The 19,099-nt window shown below is 63.7% G+C and carries 20 protein-coding genes; 12 read left to right on the top strand and 8 right to left on the bottom strand.

Translation table 11 applies throughout. From position 1 onward, the window contains the following. The 3 genes from OSH10_RS07160 to OSH10_RS07150 all read left to right on the top strand — a co-directional run bounded on the left by OSH10_RS07160 (window position 1) and on the right by OSH10_RS07150 (window position 3,131). A complete protein-coding gene (locus OSH10_RS07160; RefSeq protein WP_266330953.1) occupies window positions 1-798 on the top strand; it encodes a carbohydrate ABC transporter permease in 798 nt (265 codons plus the stop codon). 41 nt (window positions 799-839) lie between these two features. Beyond that, window positions 840-2,114 carry an extracellular solute-binding protein gene (locus OSH10_RS07155; protein WP_266330952.1) on the top strand — a complete coding sequence of 425 codons (1,275 nt, stop codon included), beginning with the start codon at window positions 840-842 and terminating at the stop codon, window positions 2,112-2,114. 126 nt (window positions 2,115-2,240) lie between these two features. Further along, window positions 2,241-3,131, top strand: a complete 891-nt coding sequence (locus OSH10_RS07150; protein ID WP_266330951.1) for a carbohydrate ABC transporter permease — start codon at window positions 2,241-2,243, stop codon at window positions 3,129-3,131. 79 nt (window positions 3,132-3,210) lie between these two features. On the opposite strand, the gene OSH10_RS07145 is transcribed toward OSH10_RS07150, so the two are convergent. After that, window positions 3,211-4,242, bottom strand: coding sequence for a C-terminal binding protein (locus OSH10_RS07145; protein ID WP_266330950.1), 1,032 nt, complete (start codon window positions 4,240-4,242; stop codon window positions 3,211-3,213). Between the two features lie 70 nt (window positions 4,243-4,312). Here OSH10_RS07145 and OSH10_RS07140 point away from each other — a divergent pair, with 70 nt between their 5' ends. Beyond that, window positions 4,313-5,008, top strand: a complete 696-nt coding sequence (locus OSH10_RS07140; RefSeq protein WP_266330949.1) for a GntR family transcriptional regulator — start codon at window positions 4,313-4,315, stop codon at window positions 5,006-5,008. 124 nt (window positions 5,009-5,132) lie between these two features. Here the strand turns inward: OSH10_RS07140 and OSH10_RS07135 are convergent, their stop codons facing one another. The 7 genes from OSH10_RS07135 to OSH10_RS07105 form a co-directional block, all read right to left on the bottom strand. Next, complete coding sequence (locus tag OSH10_RS07135) at window positions 5,133-6,272, bottom strand: extracellular solute-binding protein (RefSeq protein ID WP_266330948.1); 1,140 nt, start codon at window positions 6,270-6,272, stop codon at window positions 5,133-5,135. Between the two features lie 12 nt (window positions 6,273-6,284). Beyond that, a complete protein-coding gene (locus OSH10_RS07130) occupies window positions 6,285-7,442 on the bottom strand; it encodes a CaiB/BaiF CoA transferase family protein (protein WP_266330947.1) in 1,158 nt (385 codons plus the stop codon). A gap of 7 nt (window positions 7,443-7,449) precedes the next feature. Further along, window positions 7,450-8,010: a MaoC family dehydratase gene (locus tag OSH10_RS07125; protein ID WP_266330945.1), complete on the bottom strand. Its 561-nt coding sequence runs from the start codon at window positions 8,008-8,010 to the stop codon at window positions 7,450-7,452. A gap of 107 nt (window positions 8,011-8,117) precedes the next feature. Continuing rightward, on the bottom strand, window positions 8,118-9,194 hold the full coding sequence (locus OSH10_RS07120; protein WP_266330944.1) for a Gfo/Idh/MocA family protein: 1,077 nt from the start codon (window positions 9,192-9,194) through the stop codon (window positions 8,118-8,120). Window positions 9,195-9,306: 112 nt separating this feature from the next. Beyond that, entirely contained in the window at window positions 9,307-9,636 is a 330-nt protein-coding gene (locus OSH10_RS07115) for an L-rhamnose mutarotase (RefSeq protein WP_266330943.1), read from the bottom strand. 170 nt (window positions 9,637-9,806) lie between these two features. Then, window positions 9,807-10,637: an amidohydrolase family protein gene (locus OSH10_RS07110; protein ID WP_266330942.1), complete on the bottom strand. Its 831-nt coding sequence runs from the start codon at window positions 10,635-10,637 to the stop codon at window positions 9,807-9,809. A 130-nt stretch (window positions 10,638-10,767) separates the two neighbouring features. Beyond that, complete coding sequence (locus OSH10_RS07105; protein WP_266330941.1) at window positions 10,768-11,550, bottom strand: IclR family transcriptional regulator; 783 nt, start codon at window positions 11,548-11,550, stop codon at window positions 10,768-10,770. 167 nt (window positions 11,551-11,717) lie between these two features. On the opposite strand from OSH10_RS07105, the gene OSH10_RS07100 reads away from it, so the two are divergent. From OSH10_RS07100 to OSH10_RS07065, 8 genes are all read left to right on the top strand, one after another. Then, a complete protein-coding gene (locus OSH10_RS07100) occupies window positions 11,718-13,046 on the top strand; it encodes a type 2 periplasmic-binding domain-containing protein (protein WP_266331138.1) in 1,329 nt (442 codons plus the stop codon). A gap of 164 nt (window positions 13,047-13,210) precedes the next feature. Beyond that, window positions 13,211-14,113 (top strand): carbohydrate ABC transporter permease, encoded by a 903-nt coding sequence (locus OSH10_RS07095; RefSeq protein ID WP_266330940.1) that lies wholly within the window; start codon window positions 13,211-13,213, stop codon window positions 14,111-14,113. Then, window positions 14,114-14,959, top strand: a complete 846-nt coding sequence (locus OSH10_RS07090) for a carbohydrate ABC transporter permease (protein ID WP_266330939.1) — start codon at window positions 14,114-14,116, stop codon at window positions 14,957-14,959. Window positions 14,960-14,965: 6 nt separating this feature from the next. After that, on the top strand, window positions 14,966-16,069 hold the full coding sequence (locus tag OSH10_RS07085; protein WP_266330938.1) for an ABC transporter ATP-binding protein: 1,104 nt from the start codon (window positions 14,966-14,968) through the stop codon (window positions 16,067-16,069). Between the two features lie 25 nt (window positions 16,070-16,094). Further along, window positions 16,095-17,201, top strand: coding sequence for a mandelate racemase/muconate lactonizing enzyme family protein (locus tag OSH10_RS07080; protein WP_266330937.1), 1,107 nt, complete (start codon window positions 16,095-16,097; stop codon window positions 17,199-17,201). A 30-nt stretch (window positions 17,202-17,231) separates the two neighbouring features. After that, window positions 17,232-17,966 carry an SDR family oxidoreductase gene (locus OSH10_RS07075; protein WP_266330936.1) on the top strand — a complete coding sequence of 245 codons (735 nt, stop codon included), beginning with the start codon at window positions 17,232-17,234 and terminating at the stop codon, window positions 17,964-17,966. Between the two features lie 202 nt (window positions 17,967-18,168). After that, a complete protein-coding gene (locus tag OSH10_RS07070; RefSeq protein ID WP_266330935.1) occupies window positions 18,169-18,615 on the top strand; it encodes a MaoC family dehydratase in 447 nt (148 codons plus the stop codon). A gap of 79 nt (window positions 18,616-18,694) precedes the next feature. Then, entirely contained in the window at window positions 18,695-19,063 is a 369-nt protein-coding gene (locus tag OSH10_RS07065; RefSeq protein WP_266330934.1) for a PRC-barrel domain-containing protein, read from the top strand. The last annotated feature ends 36 nt before the right edge of the window (window positions 19,064-19,099 follow it).

Raw genomic sequence — 19,099 nt, 5'->3', positions numbered from 1 at the left:
ATGCGCAAGTTCGGCCTGCATTTCGGTTTGATTCTGGCATGCGTGGTCGTGCTGCTACCCCCGCTTTGGGCGTTGCGCACCAGCCTGGTGCCGGAATCAATGTCCTACAGCACGGAGATCTTCCCGGCCTTCACGCTGGACAACTACACCGGCCTGTTCGCCAAGAACCGGTTCGGCACGTTCTATGTAAACAGCCTGATCGTGGCGCTTGGCTCGGTCATCGTGGCCCTCCCCTTCGCCGCCTGTACCGGCTACGCCTTTGCCCGCTTTCGCACCGGCGGGCGCTTCGCCCGGTTCGCGGTGCTGGCGACCCAGATGCTGCCACCCGTGGCGCTGGTGCTCCCCGCCTTCGCGCTGCTGCGCGGCGCTGGCCTGACCAATTCGCTGCCCGGCCTTATCCTCGTCTACTCCGCGCTCAACCTGCCGTTCCTGACCTGGATCCTGATGGGGTTCTTCGAGGGTGTGCCGGTCGACATGGAATGGGCAGCAATGACCGATGGCGCGACCGCCTGGGGCGCGTTCTGGCGCATCGTTCTGCCGATCTCTCTGCCCGGCCTTGCCGCGGCCGGCGTGCTCGGCTTCATTCTCTCGTGGAACGAGTTCCTGTTTGCCCTCGTGCTCAGCGGTCCACAGACCGCCACGATACCGGTTTCGCTGGCTGCGTTGCAGACATCGAATGGCGTGCAGATCGCCAAGGTCTCGGCAGGTGTGGTGCTGGCCATCCTGCCGCTCGTGATCGCGTCGCGTTTCATCCAGCGGTTCATCATTCAGGGATTGACGTTCGGCGGTGTCAAATAAGCCGCAAGGCATCGTATCGCCGGCACAATGAGGAGAAAATCATGACGCTGAAACGGATTCTACTCGCGGCCGCTGGTATGGGCGCGCTAATGGCGACGGCTCCGGCCTATGCCGACGACATTGTCCTGCGCGCCCTCATGGAGGATGTGCCGGAGACCCAGATCATCGAGACGATGCTGCCCGACTTCGAGAAGGAGACCGGGATCAAGGTCGAGTTCGAGAAGATCGGCTACCCCGACATGCACGACAAGCTCGTGTCGCAGCTGGTCTCGCCGCAGAGCTACTACAATCTGCTCGAGGTCGACTTCCTGTGGGCGGGCGAATTTCCGGCCGCCGGCTGGCTCGCCGACCTCAAGCCCTTCATCGAGAAGTCGAACTACGACCTGTCGCCGTTCATTCCCTCGACCCTCGACCTGCTCGGCCGTACGCCGGACAGCCTGCAGATCCTGCCCATGTACAATTACTCGATGGGCCTGATCTACCGGAAGGACCTGCTCGCCGATCCGAAGCTGCAGGAAGCCTTCAAGACGGCGACGGGCAAGGACCTCGCCGCTCCGAAGACGCTCGCCGAGTATGTCGAGATCTCCAAGTTCATGAAGGCCAATGCCGACGTGGCGGGAGCTGCCATGCAGGGCCAGCGTGGCGACCCGAACAGCATGGAGTTCTCCAACTACCTGTTCTCGTCGGGCGGCAGCTATCTCGGCGACGGCAAGAAGGTGACGCTCGACAGCCCCGAGGGCAAGGTCGCGCTCGACCTCTATGTCGACAACATCAAGAATGGCGCGCAGCAGGGCGCCCTCTCCGCCAATCTCGACGACACGCTGCGCCTGATGTGCAGCGGCAAGGCGTTCAGCATGGTCACCTATTGGTGGATGCTGCCGCAGATCGACAATGCGGAGAAGTGCCCCGACGTCGCCGGCAAGGTCGCGCTGACCACCATGCCGGGCGGGCATGGCGAGAGCGGCGGCTGGGGCTGGGGTATTCCCAAGAATGTCAGCCCGGAAGAGCAGGAAGCCGCCTGGAAGTTCATCCAGTGGGTGCAGAGCAAGGACGTCTCGATCGCCCGCGCCCTGCAGGGCCACGCGCCGGTTCGCGCCGACGTCTACACGGATGCCAAGGTGCTCGAAAAGTACCCCTACTACAAGGAAGCCCAGGAGATCGTCGCGACCGGCAAGTCGTTCCCGATCTTCGCCTATTCGGCCCAGTATGAGGACGTGCTCGGCACGCATCTCTCGCAGGCCGGCGGCGGCGAGGCGACCACGGAGGAAGCGCTGAAGGGCGCGGCCAAGGGCCTCGAGGAACTGCTGGCCAAGTAAGGCCTCTCCCGGCACATCGCCGGCATCAGACCTACGGAAGCGCGGCCCACGCTGCGCTTCCCCCGCCGGAAAAACCGGAAACGCCGCGCCGCGCGCTCGACTAGCAGAAACATCGGACGGGACCTCATGACAGGCTGGATGAACTGGGCGCATCGGGAAGCGCGGACGGGATGGGCCTTCGCCTCGCCCGGGCTGATCCTGCTCGCCATCGTCATGGGCTTTCCGCTGCTCTACGCCTGCGTGCTCTCGGTCTCGTCCTATACGCTGCTGAAGCCGGCGATCCTGCCGATCGTGGGTGCCGACAATTTCGCCACGATGATGGGGAGCGACCGTTTCTGGAACGCAACCTGGCTGACGGTGAAGTATTCCGTCATCACCGTCACCGGCGAATTCGTCATCGGCCTCGGCATCGCGCTGATGCTGAACCGCGTCGTGCGCACCAAGCCCTATTACTTCGCCATTCTCACCATCCCCATGGCGATGTCGCCGGTCAGCGTCGCGCTGATCTGGCGCATGCTGCTGCAGCCCAATCTCGGCATCGTCAATCACCTGATGGAAACGATCGGCCTGCCGCGCCTCGACTGGCTGGGTTCACCCAGCCTGGCACTCTGGACCATGGCCGGCATCGATATTTGGCAGCAGATGTCCTTCGTCGTGCTGATCCTGGCCGCCGGCCTCGCCTCGCTGCCGCGCGAGCCCTATGAGGCCGCCGAAGTCGATGGCGCGCTGGGCTGGCAGCAATTCTGGTTCATCACCCTGCCGATGCTGCGCCCGGTCGCGGCGATCACGGTGATCATCCAGCTGATCAATGAATTCCGCACCTACGACCTGCCCTATGTTCTGACCAAGGGCGGGCCTGGCACCTCGACCGAAGTGTTGAGCTTCTTCGCCTACCGCCAGGCCTTTCTCGGCCTGTCGATCAATGAGGGCGCGGCCGCTGCCTTCGTTCTGCTGGTGATCGTCTTAGCCATGACGGTGGTGTTCTTCGCCCTGCTGGAGCGCCAGTCGAAACCGTAGCGACTTGGCCCTGCATCATCCAAAAGAGGGGGCGATCCTGCGATCACCGCCTCTTTTGCTGTTCCGATAGCAATTCCCGCTAGGAGGCCTTGCCGAGAGGTGTCGTCAAAAACTGCCGATTGACGCAATTGGTCAGGCGGCCCTCGTTCAAATAGGCGAGGATGCACTCGACCGCCTTGCGCTGCATGTCCTTCATCGACGCAGGGCTGTAGAAAGCGGCATGCGGGCTCAACACCAAACGTCCGTCAATCCAGGGCTCCCGGGCGCCCCAGGCGGCGATCAGCGGGTGGCTGCGATCCGCCGGCTCCTTCGGCAATACGTCGAGCCCGGCGCCGGCAACGCGACCGTCCCGCAGGGCTTCCGTCAGATCGTCGAGATTGACGATCGGTCCGCGCGCGGTGTTGATCAGGATCAGCCCCGGCTTGGCCGCCGCGAAGGCTTCGGCATCGATGAAGCCCTGGGTTTCGGCACTGAGCGGCGCATGCACGGACAGCACGTCGCAGATCGACATCAGTTCACGGAGGCTGTGCACCCGCTCATAGCCGGTCGCGAGTTCGACGCCGTTCGAGAGATGCGGATCGTAGAAGACGACACGCATGTCGAAGGCGGCCGCCCGCCGTGCCGCGGCGAGGCCGATCCGACCGAGGCCGACGACGCCGAACGTGGCGCCCCGCAGCCGCCGGACCAGCGGCGCCCGCGAAAAACTCCAGCCATTCGCCGGATCGCTGTTGAGCAGGCGGTCATAGGTCTCGGTGCCGCGCGTGAGCGCCAGCATCAGGGCGATGGCATGATCGGCGACCTCGGTGGTGCCATAGTCTGGCACGTTGCAGACCGGAATGCCGCGCGCCCCCCAGCCTTCGAGATCGAGATTGTCGTAGCCGACGCCCTCGCGCACGACGATTTTCACCTTGGCGAAGTCATCGAGATCGGCCGGCACAGGCAGCGTGGCCGAGCAATTGATCAGCGCATCCGCGGCGGCGCTGCGCTCGCGCGCCAGGCGGTAGTCCGGGCTCGTCGGGGTCGCGTCGATATCGAAATCCACCGTCGCGCCGAACAGACGCATCAGTTCCTCGTTCTCGGGCGGATACCAATTGGCCTTCAGAATGCGCATAGTGCTCCTCACCGTTTTGCGGCCAGCTTCATGTTGGCCTGAACCAGATTGTTAACAGTAGACCGAAGCGATGAGCAAGAGCCCCGTGACGCCTCCACTCCAGCGCCGCGAACGTCGCGTCCTGACCGACGATGTCGCGGATTCGATCCGCGAAGCGATTTTGAGCGGCCGTATCGCAAGCGGCGCGCGCCTGATCGAAGATGAACTGGCAGAGAGCCTGAAGGTCAGTCGGGGGCCGATCCGCGCGGCGATCTTCCGCCTGCAACAGGAGGGACTCGTCATCCATGAAACGCATCGCGGCGCCACCGTGGCGCGTGTGTCGGTCGAGGATGCGGACGAGATCTACACGCTGCGACGCGCTCTGGAGCGGCTGGCCGTGGAAAGCGCCTGCCTCAAGGCGACCGAGGCGGATCTTGCGCCGCTTGAAGCAATCTTGCTGTTATTTCAGTCGGTTCCGCGTAGCAGCATGACGCGCCGCCGCGTCGCCGAACTGGACATCGACTTCCACGACGCGTTGTTTCGCGCCGCGCATCACACCCGGCTCTACCGCGCCTGGGAGGCGCTCCGCTCGCAGATCCTGGTGTTTCTGCTGCTCCGTGACGGATTGCCGGACGACTATCTGACGTCGTGGCACCGCGATCACTCCGGTCTGGTGGAACAGTTGCGCGAACGCGATGCGACGAAAGCGGTCGACGCCATAGACGCGCATATCCAGGGCGCCTATGCCCGCCTGCGCGAGCAGCTTCTGCAGCAGTCGCCCGCTTGACTACCGCGCGCCATTCGCGCGGCAACTATATTGTTAACAATCAACGATAGGGCGTGCCGTTTGGGACCGGCAAGAAAACGGAGCGCCAGCGCGCCCCGTTTTCCATTCGAGAAGCTGGCGCGGTTCAGGCGTTGGCGAAGCTCTGGCGGAACAGCAGGTTCAGTTCCGCCACCACCGATGCGGCCGGCTCGCCTGCCTTCAACGCGACATTGATGCGCTTCGAGGCCGCGTCCTGGAACTCCATGTAGCCATTGTGGCGGGGGCGCAGCCAGGCACCTTCCAGCGTTGGCCGGGTGTTCTGATAGAAGCCGTGCGTCGGCGCGTTGACGGCGGGATCCTCCCAGGCCGTCGCGTGACCGGGCTGACCGCCATTCGAGGCATAGGGGCCTCGCTGGATATCGGCGCTGGCGAGCCAGTAGGCGAGATCGATCGCGGCTTCACGGTTTTCCGAATAGGCCGAGACGGCGATACCGGTGCCGCCGAGTGCCGAGCCCACCGGCCCCTTCGATCCCAGGACCGGCATGTCGGCGAAGGCGAGGCGATTGGGACGGAAGCCGTCGATCGCATAGTTGACATAGCCATAGAGAAGCGGCGCCACGGCGATCTCGGAACCTTCCGCAGCGAGCTTCTCGAACACGTCGATCGGGTCGCTGTCGAAATCGGCCATGCCGTTGGCAGCCAGGCTCTGCAGCAATTCATAGACTCGTGCGCCCGCCTCCGGGTCGATCAGATTGCCCTCCCCGGAGACGTCGCAGGGACGGCCGAGATTGGCGGCGAGCGAATAGAAGGTCATCAGCGAATGCGGCGCGCGGAACGGCATCAGCGCCTTGCCAGGGCCAAGCGCCAGGACCTCGTCCCAGGTCGTCGGCGGCGTGTCGATCAGATCGGGACGATACGCGAGCACCGGGGTGGCGGCGTCGATCGGAAATGCCCACTGTTGGCCCTGCCAGGTGTAGCTCGGATAGGACTTGCCGACCGAGCCGGCAGACAGCGCCTCACGCTCGGCCTCGCGGCCCGGGACATCGAGCGGCGCCAGGCAGCCTTCCTTGGTGATCTGGCCGACATGCGGGTGATCGATGACGATCAAGTCATAGGCGCGCGCCAGTTCCTCGACGGGGAAGCTCTCGAAATCCTGCAGCGAGCGCTTGTCCCATTCGACCGCGACACCCGTCTTCTTCAGATACAGCTCGGCGCAGGCAACCATCGGGTCGTAGCCGCGCGGGTGACTCCAGGTCATGCCCTTGAGCGTGATCGGCTTGGTCATATCTCTTCCCCCTCAAAGACCGAATTCGGCCCGGATCTCTTCCGTGTGTTCACCGATGCGCGGCGCAGCGCGCGACAACGGCGGGCGCTTGCCGTCGACGCGGATGGGCGAGCGGGTGGTGACGACGCGGACATTGTCCGCGCGCTCCACCGTCTGCAGCATGTCCAGCGCGGTGAAGCCCTCGCTCTGCAGCAATTCCGGCCATTCCAGCACCTTGGCGCACCAGATATCGGCGGGCTCGAGGATGGCGAGCCAATGCTCGGTGGTCTCGGTCGCCAGCTTGTCGGCGATCAGCCGCTTGATCGCATCGCGCTCGGAGAACCAGCTCTTCGGCGTATCGCGATAGAGATCGAGCTCCGGCATATCGAGAAGATCGGCAAGCTTCGGAATTGGCGTCATGGCGACGGCAAGAAAGCCGTTCTTCGTCGGATAGATGCCGTAGGGCGCGGAAAGATAGGCATGCGCGCTGCGGAAACTGGCGCGGGTCGGCTTGCGGCCGCCATCGTTCAGATGTGTCGTCAGCACCTCGAACTGGAAGTCGATCAGCGCCTCCATCAGGCTGGTCTCGACATGCGAGCCCTTGCCGGAGATGCCGCGCTTGACCAGAGCCGCCAAGACGCCCTGGCAAAGGGCCGCGCCGGCGAGCATGTCGGCGATGGCGAGGCCAAACGGCACCGGCCCCTGGCCCTCATCGCCATTCAGCCAGGTGACGCCGGAGCGCGCCTGCGCCAGCAGGTCCTGGCCCGGGCGCGTGACCCACGGCCCCTCATCGCCATAGCCGGTGATCGAGCCATAGACGACATCCGGATTGATCGCCTTGATCGTCTCGTAGCCGAGGCCCAGGCGGTTGATCACGCCGGGGCGGAAGTTCTGCATCACGACGTCGGCCTTGGCGAGCAGCTTCTTCAGGCTCTCCAGTTCGGCCGGATTCTTCATGTCGACCGCATAGCTCTCCTTGTTGCGGTTGATCGCATGAAAGAGCGTGGAATCGCCGCCGATCTCGGTGTCGGTCAGATAGAGGCGGCGGCAGAGATCGCCGCCGTCCGGGCGCTCGATCTTGATGACTCGGGCACCGAGATCAAGCAGCCGCAGCGCGCAATAGGGACCGGACAGGAACTGGCTGAGATCAACGACAAGCAGGCCGTCGAGCGGCAAATCGGATTGGGACATTCTTGGCCTATTTCTTCTCGACCTGATCGGCAAAAGCGCTTGCATCACGGTAGCGGACAGTCTGCAGATGCTCGCAATAGAGCACCAGTTCGCCTTCGCCCTTGAACACCTCGTAGGAGGCGCGGATCAGGCCCATCTCCGTGTATTTCGGCCGCTTCTCGAGATTGGTGCGGATCGTGTAGATCGTGTCGCCGATGAAAACCGGCTTGATGAAGCGGAGCTTGTCGTAACCATAGGAAAAGGCGTTGACGCAGTTGGTCGCGACAAGGCCGAGGCCGGCCGAAAAGACGAAGGCACCGGCGACCAGACGGCGGCCGAACACACCTTCCGTCTCGGCGAATTTCTGGTCCTGGACGTAGGGGTGGATGTCGGTCACGAGCACATTGAAGAGATGCGAGTCGCTCTCGCCGATCGTGCGGCGCAGCGAGCGGATCCTCTGGCCGACCGGCCAATCCTCATACAGCCAGTTCTCCGCATTCCAGACCGGAAGGTCGGCGTGATCCCGCGGCATGTCCTTGGGATGCGTCGAACTCACGCCGACGGTCGGCGCGAAATCCTCAGTTGTCATCGTCCTCTCCGTCCCTCAATTTTGTTCATATATCAATCAATCGCTCATCTGCAAATCAAGTTTCCACCCGCAGATTGATTGATCGATTGGATCAGCTGTCCCGCCGATCAGGGTTGTTGCGGCACCGGCGTCGCGGGTTCGGCAGCCGAACGGAACGCCGCCTCGACCAGCGCCATGGTGTGCCAGGCGTCCTCGACCGAGGTGACGAGGCTGTCATCTTCGCCGGCGGCGAAGCGCTGCAAATTCGACATCACGCCGGCAAAGGCATCCGGGAACCAGCCGCCAGCAAGCGGTACCGGCTGCCAGTTGGCGTCAGCGCCCCGCGCAGCGGTGATCCAGAGCTCGTCCGGCTCGCCTTCCGGATAGTTGAGCAACAGGCCGAGCTTGACGGAGGCCGCGCCCTGGTCGCCCTCGAAGCGGAAGGTGGCATCCTGGAATTTGCGGCCGAAATCATGGTCGTGGTTGATCGACAGGGTGCAACGGACATCGCCGCCGAAATCGAGGATCGCCGAGGTGCGCGTCTGCGCCAGTTCGTTGCCGGGATGGCCCAGCGTGCGGGCATGGATGCCGACCGGATTGCCGAGCATGCTGCGGATCAGGTCGAGATAGTGGATCGAATGCACGGCGATCTCGACCCGCGACATGCCTTTCAGGAAGGGGAACAGGTGCCAGGGCGTGACCAGGTTCAGATGCATTTCGACATCGACCAGCCGACCGAGCAGGCCCCTGGCCAGGGCGTCCCGCACCGCCAGCATCATCGGCGAGAAGCGAAGCTGGAAATTCACGGCGGCATGGAACTGGCGCTCGCGCGCCAGATTCAGGATCGCGGTCGCCTCGTCGAGATCGCGCCCCATCGGCTTCTGGATCAGCACGGTCGCGCCCTTCGGCAAGCGGCGCATGATCTCCAGATGCGCGACCGGCGGCGTCGCCAGGTCAAATACGGCGTCGCGCACGGCGAGGGCCTCGTCCAGCGCCCGCAGGAACGGCACGCCCCAGGATTCGGCCAACGCCTTGGCACGCCCGACATCGCGGTCAAAAATGCCAGCGACGGGGAAGCCCGCCTTCGCATAAGCCGGCAGATGCGCGTCATTGACGATGCCGCCGGCGCCGATGATGACGATCGGACGCGGCACGGTGGGCCGCGGCCAGGCCTGGGCGAGCGATGCGGGGTCAAAGGACGTCATGGCAATCTCTTTTCGCGCGGCAGGAGGCGCCTTGGTGTCCCCTCTCCCATGGGCGGGAGAGGGCTAGGGTGACGGTCTTGCGACGATTGGACAAAGCGCCCGGCGCGTGCCGTCAATCGATATGGAAGACCTCTTCCATGCCGGCCCACCACTCGCCCTCCTTGCGGGTGTCGAGCGGCTTCTGCAGCGGCATGCAGACCGACCACCATTCCTGCGTTGTAGGATCGGCAGCCATCTTGGCGCTGTCGGCGGCGAAGTCGGTGCCGTGATATTCGAAATAGGCGAAGAGCAGGTCTTCCGGCTCCTTGAGGTAGATCGAATAGTTCCTGATGTTGCAGTCGGCGATCTTGGCGAGCACACCCGGCCAGACGGCGGCGTGCAGGCGCTTGTATTCCGCGATGGCGTCGGGCTGCAGGCCGATGACATTACCCATGCGCTGCATGGTGGTTCCTCCCGGTTGGTTTGGATCGTTGGGCGATGCAGGCTTCGGGACGCCCGCTGATGCGGGCTCCTCAGCATGTTGAAGGGAGCGAAGGTTAGGCGAACTCCGCTCCCAACGGGCTGAGGCGCGCGGCAAAGCGGGCCTCGAAACACGCACAAACCCTCCGGAGCTCAATCCAGACGATAGATCCGCTCGGCGTTGCGGTGAAGCAGGCCGGCCTTCTCGTCATCGCTGGCGCCCTGGATGATCGCATGCGTCGCCGCCACCCAGCGGCCAAGATCGGCGGTTAGCGTGCAGACGGGCCAGTCGGAGCCCCAGACGACGCGGTCCCAGCCGAAGGCGCCGATCGTGTGCTCGACGAAGGGGCGCAGGTCCTCCACGGTCCAGTTGACGGGATCGCCATAAGCGATGACGCCGGAAATCTTGGCAGCGACATTCGGCAGCTCGGCGATCGCCGACATGTTGGTACGCCAAGGCTCGAAGGCCTTGTCCTTGACATTCGGCACGCCGCAATGATCGACGATGAACTGCACGTCGGGGGCTGCCTTGGCGATGGCGATCGCGATCGGGATCTGCCGCGGCAGCACGCAGAAATCGAAGCTCAGCTTGTGCGCGGCAAGGCGCCGGATGTTTTCGGTGAAGATCGGCCGCTGGCCAAGCTCATCCGGCGATTCATGCAGAATGCGGCGCAGGCCCCGGACCTTCGGATTGGCGGCAAGGCGCTCGAGCTGGCCCGCGAAGTCAGCCTTTTCGGGCCGGCAGGCGGCAATGGCACCGATCACGCCCTGACCGAGACCGGTGACGAATTCCGTCTCTGCCTCAATGTCCTTCTCCGCGACATCGACTTCCATGTGCAGCATGTCGGTGATGCCGGCGGCCTTCGCCTGGGGCAGGTAATCTTCAAGCGTGAAATTCCGATTGATCTTCGGCGCGCCACCGAGCCAGGGATAGGAAAACCGCTCCTGATGGATCAGGTGCAGGTGGGTATCGATCATCCGCATGGCACGTCTCCTCCGCCCGGGCTCATTGTCCCGGCTATTCATATGTGGGCATATCATTCACAGTGTTACGAGCCTGACAAGGCCCGTCTAGGCGATACCGCACCCCGGATTCGCCGGCTCCGCTCGACCTTCACGCCTCGGCCTGACCGCGGCCGAGCACATGCGACAGATCCCGGCTCGCGGCCATCAGGATGGTCATCACCTCCTGCATGTCGGGCACGTTGGGGCGATCGATGCGCGGCAGGAAGGGACAGGTCAGCGCCGCAAGCGCCGTGTCGTTGGCGCCAAGAACCGGCACCGACAGGTTATAGACGGACTGCGACTGCGCGCTCGCCGTCGACTCGTAGCCGCGCCGGCGAATCTGGACCAGGCGCTCGTCGAGATTGTCCGGCCGCCCCTTGTCCTCCGCCTGCTCCTCGCGCTCCGCTTCCATCATCATTCGCTCCTCCGGCGTCGCGAAGGCGAGCAGAACATGGCCGGAGCCGGTATTGTAGAGACTGACCCGCGCGCCGACACGAATTGAATAACTCCAATAGCTTGGCGCATCCATCTGGGCGACGACGACGATGCGGCCACGGTCGTAGATGGCGAGATGGCAGGCCTGCTCGGAATCGCGCGAGAACTGCCGCATCACCGGCAGCGCCTGACTGACCAGACGGCGCACCGGCGCATGCTGATGGGCCAGCGCGAACAGCCGAAGGGTCAGTTCGTAGCGATCGCCATGGACGCGGGCGACATAGCTGCGCCGGACCAGACGGTCGAGCATGCGGTAAATTTCATTCGGAGACCGGTTCAGCGCCTTGGCGATTTCCGCCTGCGTCATGCTCTCGTCGGTCGCCGCGAGCAGCTCGAGAATGTCCAGCCCCTTGTCGAGGGCGGGTGCGCGATATCGATCGTTTGCGTCGTCCAGCATGGTCCGCCTCCCCATGGCCCCCGGGCCCGGCCGTGACAAGTTAGACATTGACTCGGTCCAGTCAATTTCGCTTATATACGAATACTCCATTCAGTGGTGGAGAATGTGCGACCTCGAATCCAAAGGGGTTCGGTCGTGTTCTGGGAGGAATTCGACACATGCGTTTTATGCGCGGCATTCAGGCCGCTCTTTTTTCGTGCGCGGCTCTTGGCGCGCTGACCGCGGTCGCTTCGGCTGAAGATGCCGCCAACTGGGGCTCGTTCCCGGGCTACACCCTCAAGGTGAAGCTGATCGGCGGCACGCAGTATGAGAAGCTCTACACGCGCATTCCCGAATGGGAAAAGGCGACCGGCGCCAAGGTCGAGATCGTTTCGTCGAAGAACCATTTCGAGCTCGACCGCGAGATCAAGCAGGACATCGCGACCGGCGCGATCACCTGGTGCGTCGGCTCCAACCACACCAGCTTCGCGCCGCAATATGGCGACATCTATGTCGACCTGAAGACACTGATCCCGCAGGCGACGCTGGACGAATTCGTCCCCGGCACGCTCGCTTCGTCGATGGTGGATGGCCGCCTCGTGCAGCTCCCGCGCGTCACAGACGTGTCGAACCTGTACTATCTCAAGGACCTGTACGAGAACGCCGACAACAAGGCGAAGTACAAGGAAAAGTTCGGCACCGAACTCGCGCCGCCGACCACCTATGACGAGCTGAAGCAGCAGGTCATCTTCTTCGCCAATCCGCCGAACCTCTATGGCACCGCTTTCGCGGGCAAGGACGAGGGCATGACCGGCCGGTTCATGGAGATCGTGCGCGCCAATGGCGGCGACATGTTCGACGAGAACTGGAAGCCGATCTTCAATTCGAAGGCCGGCGTCGATGCCCTGCAGTGGTTCATCGACATCTACAATGCCAAGGCCGTCCCGGCCGGCACCGTCAACTACACCTGGGACGACATAGGCCAGGCCTTCGCCGCCGGCACGCTCGCCGTCGATCTGGATTGGCCCGGCTTCGCCGCCTTCTACAATGACCCCGCCAAGTCCAAGGTCGCAGGCAATGTCGGCTTCGCCCTGTCACCGCTCGGCACCGCCGGCAAGCGCGGCGGCTGGTCCGGCTCGCACTCCTTCTCGGTCACGGAAGCCTGTGACAACAAGCCGGCCGCGGCCAGCCTGATCACCTTCCTGACCGACTACGATTCCGAAATGCTCGAAGCCCGCGCCGGCAACCTGCCGACCCGGACCAAGGCCTTCACCGACGTGGTCGAGGAATTCAAGAAGAGCGACACGCCGTACATGGCCGAGATGTTCGCGGTCTGGGAAAAGTCGCTCGCCGACGCCCGCACGCCGCCGCTCGTCCCGCAGTGGATCGAAGTGTCGAACGTCATCTGGCCCGAACTGCAGGCTGCCATCGTCGGCCAGAAGACGGCTCAGGAAGCCCTCGATACGGCTGCCAAGAAGGCGACGCAGATCATGGAAGACGCCGGCGTCCTCCAATAGGCCTCGCGTCCCGAAGATCGGCCCTCGCCCTCCCTGGGCGAGGGTCCTTTGGATCGCGCCGGCCGACAGCGCCGACGCCTTCCCCGCCTTCCCTTGACGGGATTCGCGGCCAAGACCCGGACCTTGCGGTCCAAGCCCGTTCCAACGGCCCACGGAATCCATTCATGCGTTTCTTCCGAAGCCGGCTCTCGCCTCCGATCCTGCTGTTGATGCCGGCCTTCGTCATCATCGTGCTGGTGGTGGCGGTGCCGCTCCTCTTCTCGCTCTATACGAGCTTCACCGGCTATCGCCTGGTGAAGCCGGACTCGCTCTGGCAGTGGGTCGGCCTGCGCAATTATCAGCGGCTGCTGAGCGATGTGGACTTCTGGTGGGCCTTCGGCCGCACGCTGGTCTTTCTGACCGTCGCGCTCAATCTCGAACTGGTGCTGGGTCTCGGCATCGCGCTGCTGATCGACAAGCTGACCGCCGGCCAGCGCGTGATCCGCACCATCATGATGTTCCCGATGATGTTCTCGCCGATCCTGGTCGGCTTCCAGTTCAAATACATCTTCAACGACAATGTCGGCCTGGTGAACAACGCCATCCAGTCGCTCGGCTGGGAAAACGTCACGATCCCCTGGCTGGTCAACCCGATCACCGCCAACCTTGCCATCCTGATGGCCGAGGTCTGGATGTCGACGCCGATCTTCGCGATCCTGCTGCTGGCGGGCCTGATGGCCATGCCGCGCGATCCGATCGAGGCGGCCAAGGTCGACGGCTGCAATCCGTGGCAAGTTTTCCGCCACATCACGCTGCCCTACCTGATGCCCTTCGTCTACATCGCCATGGCCATCCGCTCGCTCGACGTCGCGCGCGCCTATGACATGGTCAAGATCATGACCAATGGCGGCCCGGCGGGACGCACCGAACTGCTGTGGACGCTGATCGCCCGCACCGGCTACCAGGACGCCCGCATGGGAATGGCCAACGCCATGTCCTACGCCTCGATCCTGCTGTCGGTCTATTTCACCGTCTATTTCTTCCGGAAGCTCGCCGCCGCGCGACGCACCATGGGCGGAGTCGAATAAATGGAACGCTCCTGGCAACGCTGGCTGATCCGCTTCGGCGTCTTCATCGTCATGGCGATCATCTGCGTCCCCGGTCTGTGGATCGTGATGACGGCCTTCCGCGACAATGTAGAGGTGATGGCCCGCCCCCCGGTCTGGATTCCCGAACGCTGGACGCTCGACAATTTCCGCGCGATCCTGGGTCTCTCGGATAGCCAGCAGGGCATACCCGTCATCCGCTACTTCATGAACTCCGTCATCATCTCGGTGACGAGCACGGTTCTGGCGGTTCTGATCGGCATGATGGGCGGCTACGCCTTCGCCCGCTACCGCTTCAAGGGCAAGAACGTCGCCTTCCTCTGGCTGATGCTCTCGCGCACCGTACCGGGCATCTCCCTGTCGCTGCCGGTCTTCATGATCTGGAGCCGGGTTGGCCTGATCGACACGGATTTCGGCGTCATCCTCGTCTATCTGGCGCTCAATATTCCCTTCACGATCTGGTTGATCGACGGATTCTTCCGGCAGATCCCGCTCTCGCTTTCGGAAGCCGCCCAGGTCGACGGCTGCACGCGCTGGCAGGCATTCTGGAAGATCGAGTTCCCGCTCGCCAAATCGGGCATCGCGTCGGCCGGCATCTTCGCCTTCCTGACCTCGTGGAACGAGTTCGCCCTCGCCTCCCAGCTCACCCGAACCACGGCGTCGAAGACGCTGCCGGTCGGACTGATGGATTTCACCGCACAGTTCACGGTCGACTGGACCGGCATGTGCGCCATGGCCGTGATCATCATCGTGCCGGCGCTCATCCTGACCTTCATCGTGCAGAAACATCTGATCGCCGGTCTCACCTTCGGCGGCGTCAAAGGATAATTCGATATGGCAGAGGTCAGACTCGAAAAGCTCGTCAAGAGCTACGGCAAGGTCGGCGTCGTTCACGGCATCGATCTCACCATCGCGCATAACGAGTTCGTGGTGCTGGTCGGCCCGTCCGGCTGCGGCAAGTCGACCACGCTGCGCATGATCGCCGGCCTGGAAGAGATCAGCGGCGGCACCATCTCGATCGGCGACCGGGTGGTGAACGACCTGGCGCCGCGCGAGCGCAACATCTCCATGGTGTTCCAGAACTACGCGCTCTACCCGCATATGACGGTCAAGGAGAACCTCGGTTTCTCGCTCAAGATCGCCAAGCAGGATACGGCGACCATCGAGAAGCGGGTGGCGGAAGCCGCCGAAATCCTCGGCCTGACGCCGCTGCTCGAGCGCACGCCGGGCGAACTCTCCGGCGGCCAGCGCCAGCGCGTCGCCATGGGCCGCGCGATCGTGCGCCACCCGGACGTGTTCCTGTTCGACGAGCCGCTCTCCAACCTCGACGCCAAGCTGCGCGGCCAGATGCGTGTCGAGATCAAGAAGCTGCACCAGAAGGTCAAGACGACGATCGTCTACGTCACGCACGACCAGGTCGAGGCGATGACGCTCGCAGACCGCATCGTGATCATGAAGGACGGCCATATCGAGCAGGTCGGCACACCGGCAGAAGTGTTCGAACAGCCGAAGAACACCTTCGTCGCCTCCTTCATCGGCTCGCCGCCGATGAACCTGCTCGATGCGACGGTTTCGACCGATGCCGGCCGCAAGGTCGCCAAGCTGTCCGACGGAGTGACGCTGGCCCTGCCAGCCGCGGCCGCGGAAAAGGTCAAGGACGGCCAGGCGGTCACCGTCGGCTTCCGCGCCGAGGCGTTCTCGCCAGTCGGCTACGGCCTCTATGGCGACAACGAAGTGGCGACCGTCAAGCGCACGATCATCCTGCCGGAGCCGCTCGGCACGGAAACCTTGCTTTACACCGAACTCGGCGGCAAGGAAGTTCAGGGCAAGATGCTCAACCCCCGCTTCGTCAAGCCGGGCGAGCAAATGACCTTCCATCTCGATCTCTCCCGCCTGCATGTCTTCGACAGGGCGTCGGGCAAGAGCGTGCTGGTCTAGAAGAGAAACAGGGGGGGGAGGAACCATGGCAAAGATCGTTCGCGTCGAAGGCCTGATGGTCGACCTGAAGCCGAAGGTGAAACGGGTCGACGCGATCCAGTCCTTCGTCAGCCAGGAAACGCCGATCATCCGCATCACCGATGCCGATGGCGCGGTCGGCACCGGCTACAGCTACACGATCGGCACCGGCGGCCCGGCCATCATGTCGCTGATCGAGAAGACGCTGGCGCCGGCCCTGATCGGCCGCGAGGCCGGCATGATCGAGCAGATCTGGCGTGATCTTCTGTTCATGACGCATGCGACCTCGGTCGGCGCCATCACCTCGCTGGCGCTCGCCGCGATCGATACGGCGCTCTGGGACCTGAAGGCGCGCAAGGCGGACCTGCCGGTGCATATCCTAGCCGGTGGCGCACAAGAGAAGATCCGCCTCTACACCACCGAAGGCGGCTGGCTGCACCTGCCGGTCGAATCCATCATCGAGGACACGCTGCGGGCCAAGGAGAATGGCTTCGGCGGCGCCAAGATGAAGGTCGGCCGGCCGATCCACGAGGACGTCGCGCGGCTGAACGCCGTTCGCGAGGCTGTCGGCCCCGGCTTCGAGCTCTTCACCGACGCCAACCAGGCCTTCTCGGTCGACGAGGCGATCCGGCGTGCGCGCCACTATGAGGCGGCCGATATCGGCTGGCTCGAAGAGCCACTGACGGCCGACGACGTCGACGGCCATATCCGGCTTTGCGAATCCACCTCGATCCCGATCGCGGTCGGCGAGAGCCTCTATTCCAGCCTGCATTTCCGCGACTACCTGCAGCGCCGCGCCTGCTCGATCGTCCAGGTCGACGTCGCCCGCATCGGCGGCATCACGCCCTGGCTCAAGGTCGCGCACCTGGCCGAGACGTTCAACGTCGTCGTCTGCCCGCACTTCCTGATGGAACTGCATGTCGCGCTCTGCGCCGCCGTGCCGAATGCGCGCTGGGTCGAGTACATCCCGCAGTTGGACAGCCTGACGACAAAGGGCATGACGATCGCGGAAGGATATGCCATTCCGAGCGCCGAGGCCGGACTCGGCATCGCTTGGGATTTCGACGCCATCGGCCGCCAGACGGTCGAGGGATCGAATTTCCTGACCACATGATTTGACGACGAACCAAAGGGACGGACGACAATGGGCGGCAAGCTCGCAGGCAAGGTCGCGCTGGTCACGGCAGCGGCACAGGGTATCGGACGGGCGATCGCGGAGCAGGCAGCGGCCGAAGGCGCCATCGTCTGGGCGACCGACATCAACGAGACGGCGCTCGCCGAACTCAGCGGCGTCGAGAACATCACGACGCGCAAGCTGAACGTGCTGTCCAATGACGACGTGAAGGCGCTGATCGCCGAGATCGGCACGATCGACGTGCTGTTCAACTGCGCGGGCATCGTCCATGCCGGCACGCTGGAAGAGGCCACCGAGACCGATCTCGATTTCGCCTACGACCTGAACGTCAAGTCGATGTGGCGCACGATTTCCGCTGCCCTGCCGGGCATGCTGGCGCAGAAGGACGGCTCGATCGTCAACATCTGCTCGGTCGCCGGCTCGATCAAGGGCGTGCCGAACCGCTTCGCCTATGGCGTGACCAAGGCAGCCACCGTCGGCCTGACCAAGTCGGTCGCCGCCGATTACGTCGCCAAGGGCATCCGCTGCAACGGCATTTGCCCCGGCACGGTCGAAAGCCCGTCGCTGCAGCAGCGTCTGCGCGACCAGGGTGACTACGAAGCCGCCCGCAAGGCCTTCATCGCCCGCCAGCCGATCGGCCGCATCGGCCAGCCGAGCGAGATCGCAGACCTCGCCATCTATTTGGCGACCGCGACCTACACCACCGGCCAGATGCACATCATCGACGGCGGCTGGGTCAACTAGGACCAGCAAGTCCTTCACGCTACACGACGGCGGCAGGGCATCCTCACGGCCAACGCCCCTCCGCCGTCATCCCCGCGCAAGCGGGGATCCATCCAGCCGGAGCCTTTACGTCACTCGCTCCGGCTGCATGGATCCCGGGTCTTCGCCCGGGATGACGGAGCTTTGCCCGTACAGGCGCCGCGTATACCGCAAGAGAAACACCATGATCGTCGAGCAGTTCTTCGAAGACTACGAAATCGGCTTCAGCCGCCGCACGATGGGGCGGACGATCACCGAGACCGATATCGTGCTGCATGCCGGCCAGACGGGCGACTTCTTCCCGCACCATATGGACGCCGAATGGTGCGCGACGCAGGATTTCAAGCAGCGCGTCGCCCACGGCACGCTGATCCTCTCGGTCGCGGTCGGCATGACGGCAACGACGATCAACCCGCACGCCATGTCCTATGGCTATGACAAGGTTCGGTTCGTGAAGCCCGTCTTCATCGACGACACGATCACCGTCGAAGCGAAGATCACCGAGAAGCGCGATCACCCGAAGCGAGCGACGCACGGTATCGTGTCTGAGTTGGTGACCGTCACCAAACAGACCGGCGAGACGGTTCTTGCCTGCGAGCACATCTATCTCGTGGCGAAGCGCGCTGCCTGATCCGAGGCCTCGATTTATCGGAACCAAGCTCTTCCATCGACGTTTTACCACCATGGACATGCAAACATGGAGGAACGAGATGGAACAGATTCACACCACCAACTCCCTGATCGGCGCTACGAAGGTCGACGGCACCGCCGTCTACAATACGCAGGGCGACCGTCTTGGCGATATTCATGACGTTATGATCGACAAGCAGAGCGGCCGAGTGGCCTATGCCATCATGTCTTTCGGCGGATTCCTTGGCCTCGGCGAGAAATACCACCCGCTGCCGTGGAATACCTTGAAGTATGACACGACGCAGGGCGGCTACGTGGTCGGCCTCACCAAGGAACAGCTGGAAGGTGGCCCCGCCTATGATGAGGGCGATGAACCCGCCTGGGGCGACCGCGACTATGAGAAGAAGGTGCATGACTACTACGGCATGCCCCCCTACTGGATGATGTAATCCGGCCCCTTAAGCCGGAATACAAAAAGGCCCCGG

The sequence above is a fragment of the Kaistia defluvii genome (assembly GCF_026343955.1).
GTDB classification, from domain to species: domain Bacteria; phylum Pseudomonadota; class Alphaproteobacteria; order Rhizobiales; family Kaistiaceae; genus Kaistia; species Kaistia defluvii.
Note: the sequence above shows the minus strand (reverse complement) of the source record. Positions and strands in the feature narration are given on the sequence as shown.

Coding starts and splice junctions, on each gene's coding strand:
- OSH10_RS07065 (WP_266330934.1), top strand. CDS start 18,695: ATGGAACAGATTCACACCACCAACTCCCTGATCGGCGCTACGAAGGTC.
- OSH10_RS07080 (WP_266330937.1), top strand. CDS start 16,095: ATGGCAAAGATCGTTCGCGTCGAAGGCCTGATGGTCGACCTGAAGCCG.
- OSH10_RS07160 (WP_266330953.1), top strand. CDS start 1: ATGCGCAAGTTCGGCCTGCATTTCGGTTTGATTCTGGCATGCGTGGTC.
- OSH10_RS07135 (WP_266330948.1), bottom strand. CDS start 6,272: ATGACCAAGCCGATCACGCTCAAGGGCATGACCTGGAGTCACCCGCGC.
- OSH10_RS07120 (WP_266330944.1), bottom strand. CDS start 9,194: ATGACGTCCTTTGACCCCGCATCGCTCGCCCAGGCCTGGCCGCGGCCC.
- OSH10_RS07085 (WP_266330938.1), top strand. CDS start 14,966: ATGGCAGAGGTCAGACTCGAAAAGCTCGTCAAGAGCTACGGCAAGGTC.
- OSH10_RS07125 (WP_266330945.1), bottom strand. CDS start 8,010: ATGACAACTGAGGATTTCGCGCCGACCGTCGGCGTGAGTTCGACGCAT.
- OSH10_RS07100 (WP_266331138.1), top strand. CDS start 11,718: ATGCGCGGCATTCAGGCCGCTCTTTTTTCGTGCGCGGCTCTTGGCGCG.
- OSH10_RS07140 (WP_266330949.1), top strand. CDS start 4,313: ATGAGCAAGAGCCCCGTGACGCCTCCACTCCAGCGCCGCGAACGTCGC.
- OSH10_RS07115 (WP_266330943.1), bottom strand. CDS start 9,636: ATGCAGCGCATGGGTAATGTCATCGGCCTGCAGCCCGACGCCATCGCG.
- OSH10_RS07145 (WP_266330950.1), bottom strand. CDS start 4,242: ATGCGCATTCTGAAGGCCAATTGGTATCCGCCCGAGAACGAGGAACTG.
- OSH10_RS07070 (WP_266330935.1), top strand. CDS start 18,169: ATGATCGTCGAGCAGTTCTTCGAAGACTACGAAATCGGCTTCAGCCGC.
- OSH10_RS07105 (WP_266330941.1), bottom strand. CDS start 11,550: ATGCTGGACGACGCAAACGATCGATATCGCGCACCCGCCCTCGACAAG.
- OSH10_RS07075 (WP_266330936.1), top strand. CDS start 17,232: ATGGGCGGCAAGCTCGCAGGCAAGGTCGCGCTGGTCACGGCAGCGGCA.
- OSH10_RS07110 (WP_266330942.1), bottom strand. CDS start 10,637: ATGCGGATGATCGATACCCACCTGCACCTGATCCATCAGGAGCGGTTT.
- OSH10_RS07150 (WP_266330951.1), top strand. CDS start 2,241: ATGACAGGCTGGATGAACTGGGCGCATCGGGAAGCGCGGACGGGATGG.
- OSH10_RS07155 (WP_266330952.1), top strand. CDS start 840: ATGACGCTGAAACGGATTCTACTCGCGGCCGCTGGTATGGGCGCGCTA.
- OSH10_RS07095 (WP_266330940.1), top strand. CDS start 13,211: ATGCGTTTCTTCCGAAGCCGGCTCTCGCCTCCGATCCTGCTGTTGATG.
- OSH10_RS07130 (WP_266330947.1), bottom strand. CDS start 7,442: ATGTCCCAATCCGATTTGCCGCTCGACGGCCTGCTTGTCGTTGATCTC.
- OSH10_RS07090 (WP_266330939.1), top strand. CDS start 14,114: ATGGAACGCTCCTGGCAACGCTGGCTGATCCGCTTCGGCGTCTTCATC.